Consider the following 18,164-nt stretch of genomic DNA (forward strand, 5'->3'; position numbering starts at 1 on the left):
AGGGTGCGGTCAGCGGCCCGCGGTACCGGGGCCGGTGAGTCCTTCGAGGCCGTCCAGCAGGATCGCGAGCCCGCCCAGGAACTCCCGGTCGGCGTCGACGGTGCGGGCGGTGCGGGCGGTCGCGGCCATGTGCGGGAACGCGTCGGGCGGCAGTTCGGAGATGGCCACCGTGCCCGCTCCGGCCAGCGAGCCGAGGTGTTCCAGCTGGATGGCGCCGATGAGGTGGCCGAGCAGGGCGCGCAGCGCGACGACCCGCCGCTCGCCCGCCATCCCCGTCTCGTCGAGGATTCCCAGCACCGCCTCCGACCAGCGCAGCACCCCGAGGGAGCGGTGGCGGTGGGCGATGATCAGCGGGACCACCGCGGGATGGGCGCCCACGGCGTCGCGCATGCGCCGCACCATGACGGTGATCCGCTCGCGCCATCCGGCGGCGGGATCCGGCGGCCCGGTGTCCACGGCGCCCAGGACCAGCTCCACGACGAGCCGCTCCAGTTCCTCGCGGTCGCGCACGTACCGGTAGAGCCCCATGGTGCTCATGCCGAGTTCCTTGGCGACGGCGCGCATCGACAGTCCGGTGAGCCCTTCGCGGTCGATGACGGCGAGGGCGGTCGCGGCGAGCTGGTCCGGGGCGAGGGAACGCGGTCGTGGCATGGCGGTTGACAGCGTACGGCATACGCCTAACCTGGTAGGCGTATGCCGTACGCTTACGGAGGGGAACAGTCATGAACACACCCCGTGGCCCGATGGCACCCGGCTCCGCCGTGCCCCCGCGTAGTCTCACCACCGTCCTGGGCGACCCCGTCACCGTCCCCGACGCCACCCGCGCGGTCCACCTGCAGTTCCGGCGCTTCGCCGGATGCCCGGTCTGCAACCTGCACCTGCGCTCGGTGGTGCGGCGGCACCACGAGATCACGGCCGCGGGGATACGCGAGGTCGTCGTCTTCCACTCGCCGGCCGCGGAACTGCGCCCGCACACCGCCGACCTCCCGTTCGCCGTCGTCGCCGACCCGGACAAACGGCTGTACCGCGAGTTCGGCGTGGAACGCTCGCCCCGCGCCCTGCTCGACCCGCGCGCGTGGCTGCCGATCCTCCGCGCGGTGGTGAGCGGTGTCGGGCAGGTCGTCCGGGGCCGCGAGCACCTGCCCTCCCGCAGCCCGCACGGCGGCCGGCTCGGCCTCCCCGCCGACTTCCTCATCGCCCCCGACGGCCGGGTCCTCGCCGCCCGGCACGGCGAACACGCCTACGACCAGTGGTCCGTCGACGAACTCCTGGACCTGGCCGCCCGCCTGGCGCCCGCACCGCCTCCCGCACCCTCCCCGGCCACCGGCAAGCCGTAGCCGTGGCCGCAGCCGTGGCTACGACCGCAGCCGTCATGCGGCACCGCACGCCGCCGCCGGAACGGCCCCCGGAACGGCCCACGGCCGGGCACGTACTCGGACCGATCTGAGTATCCGGACTCTGTCCGGCGCCTGGGCCCCGCACGACGCTGGACGCATGAGACCTCACAAGCCCGTTCTTCGAGCAGCACTGCCCGCGCTCGTGCCCGCCGCGGTGGCCGTGGCGGCCTGGGCCGCCTGGCTCGGCTGGGACCAGCGGTACGACGTGCGGCCCGACGGATCGGTGAGCGGACCGTACGAGGGCTGGCAGGTCGGCGGGCTCGTCCTGACCCTGCTGGTCGCCGTCGCCTGGGCGACGGCCCGCGGACACAGCGCGGCGGCCGTGGCCGGTACCACCGCCGGACTGGCACTGGCCGCCTTCGTCGACTGGTCGGGCGACGGCGACGGGCTGTTCATGGTCGGGGTGGCGCTGGTGGCGGTGGCCGCCTTCGTCTGCTCCGCGGTCGTCTCCGCCGTGACCGACACCCTGCGCGGGGACGCCCCGCCGGTCCGCTGAGCACCGGAACGGGCGACCACCGGCCGCCCCGCCCCTACGGCCCGTGGCCGCCCGCACCGGGTTCCGCCGCCCCCGCCGTCCGCAGCAGGAGCACCGCCACGTCGTCGGTGTGGCCGCCGTCCGGCCAGGTGTGCCGGACGAGGCTGTCGATGAGCCGTTCCAGGTCGTGGACGCGGGCGTGGGCGAGATGGGCGGCCAGCCCGGCGGTGGCACGCAGGACGTCGCAACCGGGACGTTCGATCAGACCGTCGGTGTACAGGGCGAGGACCGCGCCGGCCGGGAGCACGGCCCGGGTGACCGGGTAGCGGGCGTCCGTGGCCACGCCCAGCGGCGGTCCCGGCTCGACGTCGAGGGAGTGCGCCCGGCCGGGCCCGGGACGCAGCAGGGGCGGCGCGTGACCGGCGCTGGCCAGCGTCACCTCCTGGCTCACCAGGTCCAGATGGACGTAGAGGCAGGTCACCAGCAGCTCCGAGGAGAGGTCGGTGAGCAGCCGGTTGGTACGGGCGATGACCTGGTCCGGTGCGGCTCCGCCGGTGGCGTGGGCGTGGATGGCGGTGCGGACCTGCCCCATCAGCGCGGCGGCGGCCATGCTGTGCCCCTCCACGTCCCCGATGACGGCCGCCGCGGTGGTGGCGTCCAGGCGCAGCAGGTCGTAGAAGTCGCCGCCGACGTCGATGCCGTGCCCGGCCGGCAGGTAGCGGGCGGCGACGTCCAGACCGGGCAGCGCGGGCAGGCCGCGGGGCAGCAGCGCCTGCTGGAGCTGGTGCACCAGATGGTGCTGGGTGTCGTACACGCGGGCCCGGTCCAGCGCCTGGGCCAGCAGTCCGGCCAGCGGGCTCAGGACGGCGCGCTCGTCGGCGGTGAAGGTGTGCGGGCGGTCGTAGGACAGGATGCAGCAGCCCACCGGGCGTCCCGAGATCACCAGGGGCAGGACGGCCCACGCCTGCTTTCCGCTGATCAGCGGGGCCCGGGGATGGCTGCGGGCCAGCTCGGCGGGGCTGCCGAAGTAGGACGGGACGCCGGTGGCCAGGGCCCGGCCGGCCGGCGTGAGGTCGGTGTCCAGGGGGAGCGCGTCGAGGCGCTCGGCGATGTCGGCGGGGTAGCCGTGCTGGCCGGCGATCCGCAGGCGGCCCGCCTCGGCGATGCTGAGCAGCAGCCCCTGCGCGCCGAACGCGGGCAGGATCTGGTCCGCGATCAGCTCCACGAGGTCCTGCGTGGTGACCGTCTCGGTGAGCGCCACCGCCTGGTGCACCAGCTGGAAGAGACGGCCGGGCGTGGCCGGGGCCGGTTCGCCGGCGGCGGGCGGCGCCGCGGCGTCCTGCGCGCCGGGGACCACGCGCACGCTGATGCCGCGGTGGTCCGGGTGCAGGTGGAAGGTGAGCCACCGGTCCGGCGGGCGGCGCGCGCTGAAGGACACGGGGGTGCGGCTGACGACCGCCATGCGGTACCGCTCCTCGTACCGCAGGTCGTCCAGCCACGGCAGGGACCGCCAGGGCCGGGTGCCCAGCAGCGCGTCCGGGTCCCGGCCCAGCAGCCGGGCGGCGGCCGCGGAGACGAACGTGACGCGGCCCTCCAGATCGAGCGCGAGGGCGCCCTCCGGGAGCCGGTCCAGGTAGTCGGCGGCGGCGCTCGGCCCGGTCCGGGCGGGAGGGCGCGGAGCCGCCACGGGTACGACGCCGGGCCGGTCCGGCAGAATCAGAGGCCCCGGGGCTTCGTCGAGGATCCGGGACAGCCGGCGCGCGCTCGTGGCGATGTGCTGCCGTTCGCGGGCGGTGGCGCGGGGCGGATGCCCGGCGGGCCACATCAGCACCAGCCCGCCCCAGCAGCACCGGGCCCCGCGCAACGGCGCCGCGGCGAGCGCGAACGGGTACGGCAGGACGGCCGCCGTCCGCGGATAGCGGCGGGCCATCTCGTCCTGGCCGCCGACCCACACCAGGCGGTGCTCCCGGATCGCGTCCGCGACCGGGACGGGAGCGGTCAGCGCCAGGCGCTGCCAGGGCGCGGTGAAGTCGACGGGCAGCCCGCACAGCGACACCAGGCGCAGCAGCTCGGCCTGCTCCTCGATGAGGTACACCCCGCCGATCGCCGCTCCCGTCCGGCGCACCGCACGGGCCAGCGCCCCGCCCAGGGCGTCCCCGACCGGGGGACCACCCCTGGGCCGGGCACGGTGCCACATGACGTCGTCCTCCGGTCGAGTGCCGCGGACGGCACGCGCCGTACCGTCTCCCGTCACCCCCGATGTCCACCCCCGACGGTGCGTGACGCATACCACCCATTCAAGGAAATATGCATCCACCTCGATGCCGCAACACAGGCCGCCGCACCAGCCGCCGCGGCTCCGTCGTGGCCCCGCCGCGGCCCGGCGGCCACTCCGCCGCCGAGACACGCGCCGGACCGCTGCCGGCGGACAGGGCCTAGGATCCGGGCCATGGCCCAGACCATGAGCGCGGTGGACCGGTTCGAGGCGGCGAGGCCCCGGCTGGCCGCCATCGCCTACCGGCTGCTCGGCTCGGCGAGCGAGGCCGAGGACGCCGTGCAGGAGACGTACCTGCGCTGGCAGGCCGCCGACACCGGCCGTATCGAGGTCCCCGAGGCCTGGCTGACGAAGGTGCTCACCAACCTGTGCCTCAACCAGCTCACGTCGGCCCGCGCCCGCCGCGAGACCTACGTCGGCCAGTGGCTTCCCGAACCGCTGCTCGCCGGGGACCCGATGCTCGGCCCCGCCGACACCGCGGAACGGCGTGAGTCCGTGTCGTTCGCCGTCCTGATCCTGCTGGAGCGGCTCACGCCCGGCGAGCGCGCGGTGTACGTGCTGCGGGAGGCCTTCGACTACCCGCACCGCGAGATCGCCCGGATCCTCGACATCACCGAGGCCGCCAGCCAGCAGACCTTCCACCGGGCCAGGCGGCACGTCGCCGACGGCAGGACGCGCGCCGAGGTCGGCGAGGCCGCCGCCCGGCGGATCATCGAGGAGTTCCTCGCGGCCGCCACCAGCGGCCGGACCGAGCCGCTGGTCCGGCTGCTCACCGAGGACGCGGTCGCGGTCGGCGACGGCGGCGGCAAGGTGCCGGCCCGTGCCAGGGCGTTCGAGGGCGCGGTCGCGGTCGCGACGTTCCTGCGGGGCCTGTTCAAGCCGGGCCCGGCCCAGCGCGCCCTGGCCGGCGGCCCGGTCGAGCTGTACGCCGCGACCGCCAACGACGGTCCCGCCCTGGTCGCGGTCGTCGACGGCCGGGTCTTCGGCGTCATGTGCCTGGAGATCACCGCCGAGGGCATCGCCGCGCTCCGCAACCAGGTCAACCCCGACAAGCTCGGCCGCGCGACCCGGCAGTGGGCGGCGGGCGACCACGGCGAACCCCTGCTCCGGCTCTTCTGAACCGGTGTGAGCCGCCTCACTCCGCGTTCCCGTCAGGAATCGGCGGTCCGTCCGGTTCAAGGGGCGACCCGCTCGACTCGCCGCCTTTCGACAGGAGCACGGACATGCAGCACCGCATCGTCGTCCTCGGCGCCGGATACTCCGGAGCCATCGCCGCCGGCCGCCTCGCCAGGCGGCTGCACCGCGACGACGTCGCCATCACCCTCGTCAACGCCGAACCGGACTTCGTCGAACGCGTCCGGATGCACCAGCTGGCGACCGGCCAGGACCTCAGGCCCCGGCCCCTCGCCGGGATGTTCGCGGGCACCGGCGTCCGGCTGACGCTCGCGAAGGTCACCGCCGTGGACGCCGACCGCAGGACGGTCACCACCGTCGACCCGCAGGAGCGGGCGCAGGTCCTGGAGTACGACACCCTCGTCTACGCCCTCGGCAGCGCCTGGGACGACCAGGGCGTCCCGGGCGTCGCCGAACACGCCCACCAGATCGCCGGCCGCACCGGCGCGCTCAGGCTCCGCGAACGGCTCGCCGCCCTGCCGGCCGGACAGCCCGTGCTCGTGGCGGGCGCCGGACTGACCGGCCTGGAGGCCGTCACCGAGATCGCCGAGGCCCGCCCGGACCTGGCCGTCGCGCTCGCCGCGCGCGGCGACCTCGGCGACTGGCTCTCCGCCAGGGGCCGCCGGCACCTGCGGAAGGTCCTCGACGGGCTCGGCGTCACCGTGCACGAGCAGACCGAGGTGACCGCCGTGACGGCCGACCACGTCACCACCGCCGACGGCCGGACGCTCCCCGCCGCGGTCACGGTGTGGACCACCGGCTTCACCGCCCGCCCGGTCACCGGCCTCGGCACGCTGGAGGTCACCGGCTCCGGCCGGATCGTGGTCGACGGCACCATGCGGTCGGTCTCGCACCCGGACGTGTACGCCGTCGGCGACGCCGCTCTGGCGACGGGCCCCGGCGACAAGCCGCTGCGGATGTCGTGCGCGACCGGCGCCCCGATGGCATGGCTGGCCGCCGACGCCCTCGCCGCCCGCCTGACCGGCGGAAAGCCGCCGAAGGTGCCGCTGCGCTACTTCAACCAGTGCATCTCGCTGGGCCGCGGACAGGGCCTCATCCAGTACGTCACCGCCGACGACCGGGCCGTGGCGGCCGTCCTGACCGGACGCACCGCCGCGCTCTACAAGGAACTGATCTGCAAGGGCGCTGCCTGGGCCGTGGCCAACCCGACCCTCGCCCTCCCGGCCCGCACCCGCCGCGTCCTGCCCGACCGGGCCCGCACCGCCCCGAAGGCGAGCACCCCGGCCTGACCCGGTTCGCACACGGCCCGCCGACCAGGCGGGCCGTGCACCCGCCCGGCGGCTCCCGCGCTACGCGCCCTTGGGCCCCGTCGACTGCACCACGTCGAAGGACCACAGCGTCGACCCGGAAGCCGCCGGCTTCGGACGCTCACCCTCCGCACCGCCCTGGTGCGCCGACTTCATCGGGCCCTCCATCCACGCCTGGAAGGCCTCCTCGTCCCGCCACCGCGTGTACACGAGGTACTGCTCGGTCCCCTCGACCGGCCGCAGCAGCTCGAACCACTCGAACCCGTCCGAGCCCTCCACGGCGTGCGCCCGCGACGCGAACCGCTTCTCCAGCACCTCCCGCTGCTCGGCGGGAACGGTCAGCACGTTGATTTTTACTACGCTAGGCACATGACACCTCTCGTCAAACGGGGCCCCGACTGGACTCCTAATCTGGATCATGTGCGCGCAGTGTCCTACATCCGACAGTCAAGGAAGCGTGAGGACGACTCCGCGTCGTCCCCCGAAGCACAGCGGACCAAGTGCGAGGCGCTGATCACGGCCAAAGGCTGGGACAACGCGGGCCACTTCGCCGACGTCGGTAAATCTGGCTGGGACCCCAAGGTCGTCCGGCCGGAGTTCGAGGAGATGATGTCCGCCGTTCGCGCCGGGCACGTAGACGCAGTGGTCGTGTTCTCGCTGTCCCGCCTCACTCGACAGGGTGCTCTTGAGGCCATGCTGATCAATGAGGAGTTGGCCAAACACGGCGTGCTGCTCGTCAGCGTCGAAGAGCCCTACCTGGACACGTCCACTCCCATGGGCGTAGCGATCTTCGGCCTTATCGCTGCGCCGGCCCAGCAAGAGTCCGACATGAAGTCGGCGTACATCACGGCGACGAAAGAGACGCTGAGGGCAGCGGGTAGCCACGTGTCCGGCATGGCCCCGTACGGCTTCCAGTCGACGCGTGAGCCGCGAGGGGAACTGGTGGTGGTCAAGCTGGTCCCTGATCCCGCTGAGGCCCCGTACGTGCGCGACATGGTGTCCTGGGCATTGGGCGGCATGACCGCATCGGCCATGGCTCGCAAGCTGAACACTGAGGGCGTACCGACCAAGGCAGCGGACATGTCAGCGCGTGTGACTGCCCGCCGGGCCCGAGGCGTAAGCCAGCCGCTGGAGCGTACGACGTGGGTGTCGTCCACTGTGCTCCGCATCCTCCGTGACCCGCGCCTTGCTGGTTACGCCGCCGAACGCCAGGGGACCAAGCGCGTCATCATGCGAGACGACTCAGGGGCACCGCTGGCTGCGCATGAGCCGATCATTCCGCCGGATGACTGGTGGCGCCTTCAAGACGTACTCGACGGCCGTGCGCCCCAGGTGGTCCGTCAGGGTGGGCGCTCCGTGCCGTCGCTGTTGGGTGGCGCCGGGATGCTCTTCTGTGGCGTCTGCGGGTCGTCCATGGTGACCGACCGGAGGGAGGGCAAGCAGCTCTATCGGTGCAACCGGGCCCAGTCTGGCGCCGTGCCGGGGCACGGTGGGCTGGCCATCAACATGGACGCCGCTGACGATGTGGTGGCCCGTGCCGTGTGGTCCCGCCTGACAACGCTGGACCCCGAAGATCCCGAAGATCTCGAATGGCTCGCCGAGGCCGCACGCCGGTTTGCAGCGCAAGCGGACACGGGGGAGCGACAGGCCGAACTAGCAGCAGCACGGGCTGAGTCGGAGCACGTACGAGAAGCGCTCCGCACGCTGTATGTCGACAGGCAGGCAGGCTTGTACGCGGGTGCCGTGGGTGACCAGATGTTCCGTGAGTCCGTGGAGCGGTTGACAGCGCACGAGGCGCGAACGGCCGGACGCGTGGAAGAACTGGGGACCGCCGAGGCCGGCACGGTGGCGATCCCCTTGGAATGGACGGGCCCGGAGGGTGACCCGCTGGGGCCGGAGTCGACGTGGGGCAGCTGGGGCCTGGAGGACCGGCGTAGTTTCTTGGCGTTCTTCGTCGACCGCATCTCCATCGCCAAGTCCATCGGCCGTGGCCGGAACGCGAACACGGAGGATCGGGTGACTGTGCACTGGGCAGAGGCTCCAAGCAGCTAGGCGCCTGTGCGCCGTCTACGGCCCGTTGCTGGAATCCCTCCGGCGGCGGGCCGTGGGCGTTTGATCTTCACTACGCTCATGCCCTCATCCTGCCGCAGAGGTGATCAAGAGAGCGTGAGCGACCAGAGGCCGCGCGGCCCCTGCGCGGGCACCGCGACACCCGGTGCGGTGGCGGCCCGGCGGCCACGAAGAATCACCGGCCTCGCATACAACCCTTGCTCACCGGCGCGGGTCTCTTGATCGCTGGACACCATTGACTCCGGCCGTCCGCCGGGAGGCGGCCGGCCCCCGCATGCCGCAGGAGACGACCCGCATGCACACGTTCCCGCGACTCGCCCTCGCGACGGCCACCGCGGCCGCGCTGACGGGCGGTCTGCTCACCTTCTCCGCCGCCTCGGCCACGGCCGCCGACGCCTTCAAGGTCGCGCGCGCCGACTTCAACGGCGACGGCATCGGTGACATCGCCACCTCGGCCACCACCGCCTACGTCAGCGGTCACAAGGGCGCCGGCCAGGTCGTCGCCCTGTACGGCTCCGCCTCCGGCATCACCACCGCCAAGCGCACCACCCTCAGCCAGAACAGCGCGGGCGTCCCCGGCACCGCCGAGGCCGGCGACAGCTTCGGCGAGGCCCTGGCGTACGCCGACTTCAACGGCGACGGCTACGACGACCTCGCCGTCGGCGCCCCGTCGGAGAAGGTCGGCAGCGACACCGACGGCGGCAGCGTCACCCTCCTGTGGGGATCCAGGAGCGGCCTCACCGGCAAGGGCGTCGACATCAAGGACCCGTCGCCGAGCAGCCACGACTACTGGGGCCTGCAGCTCGCCGCCGGCGACTTCGACGGCGACGGCAAGGCCGACCTCGCCGTCGGCTCCTCCGCCGCCACCGTGTGGGTGTTCAAGGGCGGCTTCTCCGCGAGCGGCACGCCCGGCGGCCGGTACACCGTCAAGCCGCCGATCGAGCCGGGCACGAGCTCCAACCCGTACGGCCCGATGAAGCTCACCGCCGGTGACGTCAACGGCGACGGCCGCACCGACCTCGTCGTCGACGGCTACGAGACGAAGACCAGCAACCACTGGAACACCAACTACTGGCTGCCGGGCAGCGCCAAGGGCGTGACCGTGACCGGCGCCAAGACGCTGAAGAGCGGCGTCGTCACCGGCATCGCCGACATCAACGGCGACGGCTTCGGCGACATCGTCAGCGGCGCCTCCTGGGACGCCAGCAGCGGCGGGACCGTCTTCCCGGACTCCGCCACCGGCGGCCGGGTCGCCATCACCTACGGCAGCGCCTCCGGCCCGGCCAAGGCCACCATGTTCAACCAGAACACCTCGAACGTCCCCGGCACCTCCGAGAAGGGCGACAACTTCGGCTGGGAGATCGACCTCGGTGACGTCAACGGCGACGGCTACGCCGACCTGGTCGTCTCCAGCCCGTACGAGGACATCGGCAGCAACGCCAACACCGGCCAGGTCACCGTCCTGTACGGGTCGAAGACCGGGATAAACCTGGCCTCCGGCGCCCAGTCCTTCGCGCAGAGCACGGCGGGCGTCCCCGGCGACGACGAGAAGGGCGACCTCTTCGGCGCCGACGTCAAGCTCGACGACGTCACCGGCGACGGCAGGGCCGACCTGGTCGTCGGCTCGTACGAGAACGGCGGCGACGGCGCCCTGACCTACCTGCCGTCCAACGGCTCGAAGATCACCGCCACCGGCTCCCGGGCCCTCTCCGCGAGCGGCCTGGGCATCTCCACGACCGGCACCCCGCAGCTCGGCGCGGTCCTCGCCGACTGACCGGCCCTGATCGGCGCCGGGGGGTTCCCTTAGGGGATGTCACAGCTCTGCGGCAATGGCGGGCTCGGGCGCCCGAGCCCGCCACACCGGTCCCCGGGACCAGGTACGTTCGAAGACGTGGCTGGATTCAGGATCGGACGCGGCGGCCGGGACGACCGTGCCCCGCACACGCGACCGCAACAACCCGGGTACGGGCAGCAGGCACCGCCGCAGAGCTTCGGCGGCCGGCCGGCGGGCCCGTCGTACGGGTACCCGCAGGCTTCGCAGCCGTACCCGCCGCAGCACGGCGGGGGCGGCGGCTGGCCGCAGGCCCAGGCACGCGGCGGCCACCCGAGACCGGGCGGCGACGGCCCGGAGTACTTCGGTGACGACCACGGCTACGGCGGTCACGGCACCGGCGGCCCCGACCCGTACGCGGCGAACCAGCCGGGCCACACCCAGGCCTTCTCCGTCGACGAGGCGAACGGCTACACGCAGGGCGCGACCTACCACGCCGGCTCGGCGGCGCCGTCCGGACCGATCGGCCCGCGGCTGCACTGGAAGGACCTGCTCAAGGGCATCGTCCTGGCCCCGAACCAGACGTTCCTGCAGATGCGGGACTACGCGATGTGGGGCCCGGCCCTCGTCGTGACCTTCCTCTACGGCCTGCTCGCGGTCTTCGGCTTCGACGGCGCCCGCGAGGACGCGATCAGCGCCACGCTCACCAACGCGATCCCGATCGTGCTGACCACGGCGATCGCGCTGGTGCTCTCCGCCTTCGTGCTGGGCGTGGTCACCCACACCCTGGCCCGTCAGCTGGGCGGCGACGGCGCCTGGCAGCCGACGGTCGGCCTCTCGATGCTGATCATGTCGATCACGGACGCGCCCCGCCTGCTCTTCGCCATGTTCTTCGGCGGCAACGCGGGCTTCGTGCAGATCCTCGGCTGGGTCACCTGGATCGCCGCGGGCGCCCTTTTGACCCTGATGGTCGGCAAGTCCCACGACCTGCCCTGGCCGAAGGCGCTGGGCGCGTCGGCGATCCAGCTGATCGCCCTGCTGTCGATCGTGAAGCTGGGCACGTTCTAGCCTCACGCGTCCACCCGTGAAGAAGGCCCCCGGCGACCGCCGGGGGCCTTCTTCGGTCGTGCGCCCCGGCCACCGGGAGCGCCCCGGCCACCGGGAGTGCACCGGCCTCCGCGCGCACCGGCGGGCACCGCGGATCACGCGACCGCGCTGGAGCCCCGGGGCGGTCTCCGTGCGCCGACGTACCCACGTGAGCGCTCCGTGGGGCGCGGGCGATCCGGGCGAGCCGTGAGTCCGCTCGCGCGACGGGCGAGCACCACCGAGCGCCCAGGTCGGCGCGGTGAGCCGGTTGCGCGGAGCGGAAAAGGCACTGGGTGTGCACACGGAAGCCCGGCGGCCACGAGCGGCACCGGGCGGCACCGGGCGGTCTGCGTGCCGAAGGGAAACCCGCGAGGCCGATGGACCCGGGTGATGCGGGGCGGCCTCGCGGCCGGCGCCACCGAACCCGCACTCCAGCGAGCGAAGAGGAGAACGACGTATGTCCATGACCCAGAGCGGACGGCTCGACCTGTCCTCGAACAACGCCAGCGAGATCACCGGCGGGGACACCTCGACCTTCACCCAGGTCGTGTTCCCCACCCCGTTCCCGGCCAACTCCCAAGTCATCGTCCTCACCCAGGTCCAGACGTTCCGCGGTCCCGACACCCCGGGGGTGCGCATCCATGACGTCAACGTGAACGGGTTCAAGATCCGGCTCAACGAACTCGTCGGCAGCGGAGGGGCCCTGGCCGACGGCAGGCACACCGCCGAGACCATCGGCTGGGTCGCCACCACGGTCAGCGGCTGACCCCTCGCGGTGACCGGGGGTGCGCGCCGCGCGTCGCGGCGCGCACCCGCACGCGGCCCGTGCGGGAGCGGGGCGCGTCAGCTCAGAGCGCTTCCCTGGACGGCGTGACCGCCTCGCCCGACCTGCGCACCACCGGCAGGACGCTCCACGGGAAGTTGATCCACCTGTCGGTCCGCTTCCACACGTACTCGCACTTCACGAGGGAGTGGGACTTCTCGTAGATCACGGCCGAGCGGACCTCGGCCACGGTGTCGAGGCAGAAGTCGCGGACCAGCTTCAGGGTCTTGCCGGTGTCGGCGACGTCATCGGTGATCAGCACCTTCTTGTCGCTGAAGTCGATGGCGTTGGGGACGGGTGCCAGCATGACCGGCATGTCGAGGGTCGTCCCCACCCCGGTGTAGAACTCGACGTTCACCAGGTGCAGGTTCTTGCAGTCGAGCGCGTAGGCGAGACCGCCGGCGACGAACACGCCGCCGCGGGCGATGCTCAGCACTATGTCGGGCTCGAACCCGTCGTCGGCGATGGTCTGCGCCAGCTCGCGCACGGCGACGCCGAACCGCTCGTAGCTCAGTTCCTCCCGTACGTCACCGCTCATGACCGGCTCCTCACACCTGCGTCCGATGGAAACTGAGGTAGGAGCGGGACGGGGTCGGTCCGCGCTGCCCCTGGTACCGGGAGCCGTAGCGCTCGCTGCCGTAGGGGTGCTCGGCGGGGGAGGAGAGCCGGAACATGCACAGCTGCCCGATCTTCATGCCCGGCCACAGCTTGATGGGCAGGGTCGCGAGATTGGACAGCTCAAGGGTCACGTGGCCGCTGAACCCGGGGTCGATGAACCCGGCGGTGGAGTGCGTGACCAGCCCGAGCCGTCCCAGCGAGGACTTGCCCTCCAGCCGGGAGGCGAGATCGTCGGGCAGCGAGATGACCTCGTACGTCGACGCGAGGACGAACTCACCGGGGTGCAGGATGAACGGCTCGTCGCCGTCCGGCTCCACCAGCCGGGTCAGGTCCGGCTGCTCGACGGAGGGGTCGATGTGCGGGTACCGGTGGTTCTCGAACACCCGGAAGAGGCGGTCCAGCCGCACGTCGATGCTCGACGGCTGCACCATGGTTTCGTCGTAGGGATCGATCCGTACCCGCCCGGCATCGATCTCGGCCCGGATGTCCTTGTCTGAGAGAAGCACGCCCCGAGGATACGCAAGGCGCGCGGACCCACGACAATCGTGACAGTCCACGCGCCCGTGACCCTGCCGGTGGCTACTGCCGCTGCTTCTCCAGAGCGACCGGCACGACACTGCGCAGCCGGGCGCACCGGGGACACCGGACGAGCCGGCCGGGGCCGAGCCGCTCGGCCTGCTGCATCGGGAACGAAGTGGTGCTGAACACGTGCCCTTCGGCACAGCGGACGACGGTGTGTTCCATCAAGTCCCTTGAATCCCTTCCCCAGGAGCCGCGTCGGGCTAATTGCCGTGACGACGGAAAGCCACATTACGGGATCTATGGGACGGCTCTCCAGGCGGCACTCCGGCCCGCCCGGCCCCTCTCTCGCGCCCCCACCGTACGCCCCAACTCCGGCCGCCCGCACGCGTATCCCACCCCGTGAAACACGGGCGGACCCCACGGTCGGAGCACCGGGGGTCTGCGATGAGGTACAGTGAGCGAGCGTTCGGACACCGGCGTTGTCGGCGTCTTACGCGGGTGTAGTTTAATGGTAGAACATCAGCTTCCCAAGCTGAGAGCGCGAGTTCGATTCTCGTCACCCGCTCCAAATGAAGCCCCCAGGTCGTGGACCCGGGGGTTCTTTGTTGTCCGGGCCGGCGGGCGGGGGTCGCCCCACCAGCGCATCATCAGCCCGCTGAGGACTCCTGCGTGTGGTGCTGGCGGCCGTCCTTTTGGTGCTTCGCACGCTCGGCGCGGACCATCGTGTCCTTGGGGGTGGCGCTGGACCGGGTCGAGAGCGTGTGATCGCCGCGACCGCCTCCGACTCCGATCGGCAGCGTCTGCGGCGACAAGTGGACCGGACCGTGGGGGGAGTGGATCGACTCGTCTTCACCAAGGAGACCGGGCCCAGGTTCACTTGATGCTTGACGGTCCAGCCTCACTCTGGAGCCGGGCCTCAGGCATGCTTCCCTGCGTGAGCGCCTACAGCAGCGATCCGGACCTCAACGTGTACGACGTCACCGGCAACGGCACGGAAGTCGACGTTGCCACCAACCTGCTCAACGGCGACATCAGGCTCTCCATCCTGTGGACCCAGGACGTCCTCCTGTCCGCCGAAGCCGCCGACCAAGTAGCCGACGCCCTACGACGAGCCGCAGCACAGTCCCGCAGCATCACAACCGCCCCAAGCGCCGACTGAGTCACAACTTTCTCTACTGGTTCATGCCCCGACCGCGCTCCGCTCCGCCTGGCGCGCTCCCGGCTCTGGCTCCGCCCGTCGCTCCTGCTTTCGGCCCGCTCCGCCCGCGCTGCGCCGACGCGCGTCCACATGACCAGCGCCGGGTGATGAGTCGATCACCGTAGAGAGCGGCCACCGGTCACAGCCAGCCTCCGGCGGGGGCGCTCAGGCTCCGAGATGGCGGGGCCCTTTGCGAGTGCCGGCGGACGGTGGCGTGCGAGGGTTGCTCCCATCCCGCCTGCCATCGACCCAGGCACAGCTGAGCTGCATGGGCCGACGGCGGACGGGATGGGAGCCGCGGATGGTGGTGGTTCCACCAGTAGAGCTCGAGTGCACCAACCCCGCTTAGGCTGGCCTTCACCCCGGCGGGGAGCGTAGCGCGCAGCTTGTGAAGAGCTGGCGGAGAGGGACCGATCATGTTGTCTGCGAGTGATCTTGAGGCTTGCTTCGGTGCGCCTCGCGGCTACTCCACGGTGGATGCCTGGGAAGAGATGGAAGCCTCAACGGGGCCGCTGCCCATGGACTACAAAGAGTTCGTGGCAGGGTTCGGTCCGGGCACCATCGGCCGTTTCCTGCACGTGCTGCACCCGCAGTCCGCCACGCTCGACATGTTCGGAACGATTGAGCACATGGCTCCGCTCTACCAAGAGCTCGTCCCCGAAATGATTCCCCACTCAGTGTTCCCTCGGGACGACGGTGGCATGGTCCAGTGGGCGAGCACAGCGGAAGGCGACGCCTGCTTCTTGGTCCATGGCACCGAGGGCACGTGGCGCATCGGAGTCTGGTTCCGGCAGTGGGCCCAGTGGGAGGAGTACGAGGAGAGCGTCCCGGTCTGGCTTGTCCGCCAAGCCGAAGGCAGGCTCACCATTCCTGGGCTACCACTGCACACACACGGTGGCTTCGTTCCCGTCGACTGAGCCTTTTCAGCGTTGACGCTCCAGGGTGAGGATGGCTGCGGCGATGGCGGTCATGCGGTTGGGGCTGCAGCGGGCCCGGCGGAAAATGCGCCAGGACTTCAGCCTCGCGATGCCCCGTTCGACCGGTGCCCGTGCCGCTGACAGCGCCCGGTTGATCGTCTGCTGGGTCGTGGTGAGGTCCCGGTTCGGGAGCCGTCTGATCGGTGTGGTCACCCAGGGGCCGGCGCCGATGTAGGCGCGGTCGGCGAGGATCGGAACGCCCTGGCGCTCGCAGATCCGGATGATGCGGTGGGTGCGGGCCGCGGTCAGGTCATGGGTGCGGCCGGGCAGCGCTGGCGAGACCCACAGCAGGTTGCCGGTGGGATCGGTCACGACCTGCACGTTCACGCCGCGGCGGCGGTGCTTCTGTGAGAAGTCGGCCCGGCTGTCGCCGACGCGGTCGCACTCGGCGAGGGTTCCGTCGAGCAGGACGTGGTCGGGATCGGTCTCGCGCAGGACCCGCAGCAGTCCGGGAGCCCGGCCGGACAGGTGTTGGACGACGGCCTTGACGTAGGCGTGGGCGGTGCCGACGGATATACCGAAGCCGGCCGCGATCTGCGCGAGCGCGTCGTGGCGGCGAAGACAGACCAGGCCCACGAGGGCACGCTGGTGAGGCGGCAGCTTGCAGCGTCGGTCACCCTCACGGGTGACGATGAGCATGGATACCCACTCGACCAGAGCGTGCGGCAGATCGAGTGCGGCAGGATGGGGAACCAACAGGGCTCCTATGCCGATGGGTTGAGACTTCGAACACCTCCCTCAACGGCGCGGGAGCCTTGTGCGTTGCGGTCCTCATCCCGACTCGGCCTGGAGGGCCGGTGTAGTCATGACGGTCTCGAATTCGATGGGGGTCAGCCGGCCGAGTGCGGCTTGCCTGCGGCGTCGGTGGTAGGTCCGCTCGATCCGCGACACGATCGCGATCCGGGGTTCTTCGCGGGTGGACCGGACACGGCGGTCGAGGACGTTCTTCTGCGGCAGGCTGAAGAAGGACTCCATGGCTGCGTTGTCACCTGCGGCCCCGGCTCTTCCTATCGATCCGGCCATCCGGTGGCGGTCGAGTGCCCGGACGAATTTCCGGGACCGGAACTGCGATCCGCGATCGCTGTGCAGGATGCACCCGTCGACGTGTTCACGCCGGGCGACGGCGTTGTCCAGGGCGGTCACGGCCAGGCGGGACTTCATCCGCGCGTCGATGGAGTAGCCCACGATCCTGTTGCTGAACATATCCTTGATCGCGCAGAGGTGCAGCTTGCCTTCACCGGTGGTGTGTTCGGTGATGTCGGTGAGCCACAGCCGGTTCGGGCCCCTCGCGGTGAAGTCACGGCGGACGAGGTCGTCGTGCACCGGCGGGCCGGCTTTCCTGCCCTTGCCGAGCTTCTTGCCGAACACGCTCTACCAGCGGTTGTCCCGGCAGATCCGCCAGGCAGTCCGGTCCGCCATCACGGCCCCGGCGCCGCGCGCTTCGTCGGCCAGGAAGCGGTAGCCGAACTCCGGGTCGTCGCGGTGAGCGTCGAACAGTGCGTTCGCGCGATAGGCCTCCTCCAGCATGGCGTCGGTCACCGGCTGGTCCAGCCAGCGGTAGTAGGGCTGTCTGGCGAGCTTCAGCACCCGGCACGCAACCGTGACGGGCATCCCGTCCCCGGCCAGCTCCTTCACGAGCGGGTAGATCCTTTTCCCGGCAGATGTGCCTGCGACAGATAAGCAGCGGCCCGCCGCAGGACCTCGTCTCCTGCTCCAGCAGCTTGATCCGCCGACGCGCTTGCCGAAGCTCTGCGCTCTCCTGGCTGGTCGTTCCGGGCCTGGTCCCGTCATCGATGTCCGCGCGGCGCATCCACTTCCACAGCGTCATCGGGTGGACGCCGAAGTCCTTGGCCACCTGCTCGACCGTCACCCCCGGGCCGCGGTTCCTCGCGACCCGCACGACGTCCTCGCGGAACTTTTCGGGATAGGGCTTGGGCATAGTGACATCCTTCCCACCCGCCCCATAGGGCAAGCCAGTTCAAGATGTCACCCGATCGTGCGGCAGACCCGTGCTTCACGACCGGCGGATGAGTATCTACTCCTGGGCCGAGGTGTTGAAGCTGACCCCGTAGAAGTCGCGACCCTGTACGACTGGGCCGCTCTGAGAGCCACCGTTCACAGTGTTACTGGTGCTTCCACCGCAGGTGTGCACCGTCTGAGCCAGCTGCTGCCACTGCATCAGGTCGGCCTGAAACGAGGAATCTTGCTCGGCACGACGCCTCAGAACCTCGCTGAGCGCCCGTGCTCGTTCCACGTCCTGCGGGGCCACCGACAAGGAGGCAAGTTCAGCTTGCCCTGTGGTCGGAGCCGTCGATCCGGAGACCTCGGCCGCCGGAGTCCTGCGTATCAACCTGCCCAAGGTCTCCCAGAGTTGGCGGCCTGCCTCGCCGCCTGCTCCGGATGCCGCCGCCACGAGAAGGCTCGCCGATATCGGGTCCACGCCCCTACCCCCAGTCGCCGAGTTGCTCCCAACGGATGAGAGCGTCATCGTCTCAGACACCCGGCCTGCCA

17 protein-coding genes, 1 tRNA gene and 1 pseudogene are annotated in these 18,164 nt (G+C 71.4%); 11 read left to right on the forward strand and 8 right to left on the reverse strand.

Annotated features, from left to right (window positions below; translation table 11 throughout):
- Positions 1-9: 9 nt before the first annotated feature.
- A complete protein-coding gene (locus ACIQOE_RS25740) occupies positions 10-651 on the reverse strand; it encodes a TetR/AcrR family transcriptional regulator (protein ID WP_401413966.1) in 642 nt (213 codons plus the stop codon).
- Positions 652-722: 71 nt separating this feature from the next.
- On the opposite strand from ACIQOE_RS25740, the gene ACIQOE_RS25745 reads away from it, so the two are divergent.
- The gene (locus ACIQOE_RS25745; RefSeq protein WP_362640108.1) at positions 723-1,337 is read left to right on the forward strand and encodes a peroxiredoxin-like family protein; all 615 of its coding nucleotides are present in this window, start codon (positions 723-725) and stop codon (positions 1,335-1,337) included.
- 157 nt (positions 1,338-1,494) lie between these two features.
- Positions 1,495-1,893, forward strand: a complete 399-nt coding sequence (locus ACIQOE_RS25750; protein ID WP_351316962.1) for a hypothetical protein — start codon at positions 1,495-1,497, stop codon at positions 1,891-1,893.
- A gap of 34 nt (positions 1,894-1,927) precedes the next feature.
- On the opposite strand, the gene ACIQOE_RS25755 is transcribed toward ACIQOE_RS25750, so the two are convergent.
- Positions 1,928-4,069: a SpoIIE family protein phosphatase gene (locus ACIQOE_RS25755; RefSeq protein ID WP_365560805.1), complete on the reverse strand. Its 2,142-nt coding sequence runs from the start codon at positions 4,067-4,069 to the stop codon at positions 1,928-1,930.
- A 252-nt stretch (positions 4,070-4,321) separates the two neighbouring features.
- Here ACIQOE_RS25755 and sigJ point away from each other — a divergent pair, with 252 nt between their 5' ends.
- Both sigJ and ACIQOE_RS25765 read left to right on the forward strand, forming a co-directional pair.
- The gene (gene sigJ / locus ACIQOE_RS25760) at positions 4,322-5,266 is read left to right on the forward strand and encodes an RNA polymerase sigma factor SigJ (RefSeq protein WP_401413969.1); all 945 of its coding nucleotides are present in this window, start codon (positions 4,322-4,324) and stop codon (positions 5,264-5,266) included.
- A 104-nt stretch (positions 5,267-5,370) separates the two neighbouring features.
- On the forward strand, positions 5,371-6,570 hold the full coding sequence (locus tag ACIQOE_RS25765) for an NAD(P)/FAD-dependent oxidoreductase (protein WP_401413971.1): 1,200 nt from the start codon (positions 5,371-5,373) through the stop codon (positions 6,568-6,570).
- A 60-nt stretch (positions 6,571-6,630) separates the two neighbouring features.
- Here ACIQOE_RS25765 and ACIQOE_RS25770 read toward each other — a convergent pair whose 3' ends face one another.
- Positions 6,631-7,008 carry an antibiotic biosynthesis monooxygenase gene (locus ACIQOE_RS25770; RefSeq protein ID WP_365569079.1) on the reverse strand — a complete coding sequence of 126 codons (378 nt, stop codon included), beginning with the start codon at positions 7,006-7,008 and terminating at the stop codon, positions 6,631-6,633.
- On the opposite strand from ACIQOE_RS25770, the gene ACIQOE_RS25775 reads away from it, so the two are divergent.
- The 4 genes from ACIQOE_RS25775 (at position 6,958) to ACIQOE_RS25790 (ending at position 12,281) form a co-directional block, all read left to right on the forward strand.
- Positions 6,958-8,640 (forward strand): recombinase family protein, encoded by a 1,683-nt coding sequence (locus ACIQOE_RS25775; protein ID WP_401413973.1) that lies wholly within the window; start codon positions 6,958-6,960, stop codon positions 8,638-8,640. The two genes, ACIQOE_RS25770 and ACIQOE_RS25775, sit on opposite strands and share 51 nt — an antisense overlap.
- Before the next feature lie 313 nt (positions 8,641-8,953).
- A complete protein-coding gene (locus ACIQOE_RS25780) occupies positions 8,954-10,432 on the forward strand; it encodes an FG-GAP and VCBS repeat-containing protein (protein ID WP_401413975.1) in 1,479 nt (492 codons plus the stop codon).
- A 36-nt stretch (positions 10,433-10,468) separates the two neighbouring features.
- Entirely contained in the window at positions 10,469-11,497 is a 1,029-nt protein-coding gene (locus tag ACIQOE_RS25785) for a YIP1 family protein (protein ID WP_401413977.1), read from the forward strand.
- 475 nt (positions 11,498-11,972) lie between these two features.
- Positions 11,973-12,281 carry a hypothetical protein gene (locus ACIQOE_RS25790; protein WP_351316985.1) on the forward strand — a complete coding sequence of 103 codons (309 nt, stop codon included), beginning with the start codon at positions 11,973-11,975 and terminating at the stop codon, positions 12,279-12,281.
- Positions 12,282-12,363: 82 nt separating this feature from the next.
- Here the strand turns inward: ACIQOE_RS25790 and ACIQOE_RS25795 are convergent, their stop codons facing one another.
- The 3 genes from ACIQOE_RS25795 to ACIQOE_RS25805 form a co-directional block, all read right to left on the reverse strand.
- On the reverse strand, positions 12,364-12,876 hold the full coding sequence (locus ACIQOE_RS25795; RefSeq protein WP_365560789.1) for a phosphoribosyltransferase: 513 nt from the start codon (positions 12,874-12,876) through the stop codon (positions 12,364-12,366).
- A gap of 10 nt (positions 12,877-12,886) precedes the next feature.
- Positions 12,887-13,462 carry a dCTP deaminase gene (dcd, locus tag ACIQOE_RS25800; RefSeq protein ID WP_351316991.1) on the reverse strand — a complete coding sequence of 192 codons (576 nt, stop codon included), beginning with the start codon at positions 13,460-13,462 and terminating at the stop codon, positions 12,887-12,889.
- A 73-nt stretch (positions 13,463-13,535) separates the two neighbouring features.
- Entirely contained in the window at positions 13,536-13,700 is a 165-nt protein-coding gene (locus tag ACIQOE_RS25805; protein WP_362640123.1) for a hypothetical protein, read from the reverse strand.
- A 272-nt stretch (positions 13,701-13,972) separates the two neighbouring features.
- On the opposite strand from ACIQOE_RS25805, the gene ACIQOE_RS25810 reads away from it, so the two are divergent.
- From ACIQOE_RS25810 to ACIQOE_RS25820, 3 genes are all read left to right on the forward strand, one after another.
- Positions 13,973-14,046, forward strand: a tRNA-Gly gene (locus ACIQOE_RS25810).
- Between the two features lie 366 nt (positions 14,047-14,412).
- Positions 14,413-14,637 carry a hypothetical protein gene (locus tag ACIQOE_RS25815; protein ID WP_401413980.1) on the forward strand — a complete coding sequence of 75 codons (225 nt, stop codon included), beginning with the start codon at positions 14,413-14,415 and terminating at the stop codon, positions 14,635-14,637.
- Positions 14,638-15,092: 455 nt separating this feature from the next.
- Complete coding sequence (locus ACIQOE_RS25820; RefSeq protein ID WP_401413982.1) at positions 15,093-15,593, forward strand: hypothetical protein; 501 nt, start codon at positions 15,093-15,095, stop codon at positions 15,591-15,593.
- A gap of 6 nt (positions 15,594-15,599) precedes the next feature.
- Here the strand turns inward: ACIQOE_RS25820 and ACIQOE_RS25825 are convergent, their stop codons facing one another.
- Both ACIQOE_RS25825 and ACIQOE_RS25830 read right to left on the reverse strand, forming a co-directional pair.
- A complete protein-coding gene (locus ACIQOE_RS25825) occupies positions 15,600-16,349 on the reverse strand; it encodes a transposase family protein (RefSeq protein ID WP_401413984.1) in 750 nt (249 codons plus the stop codon).
- Positions 16,350-16,424: 75 nt separating this feature from the next.
- Positions 16,425-17,592, reverse strand: a pseudogene (locus tag ACIQOE_RS25830) (IS3 family transposase).
- Positions 17,593-18,164 lie beyond the last annotated feature (572 nt).

This window comes from Streptomyces sp. NPDC091282 (genome assembly GCF_044757385.1).
In the GTDB taxonomy this organism is placed as follows: Bacteria; Actinomycetota; Actinomycetes; order Streptomycetales; family Streptomycetaceae; genus Streptomyces; species Streptomyces gramineus.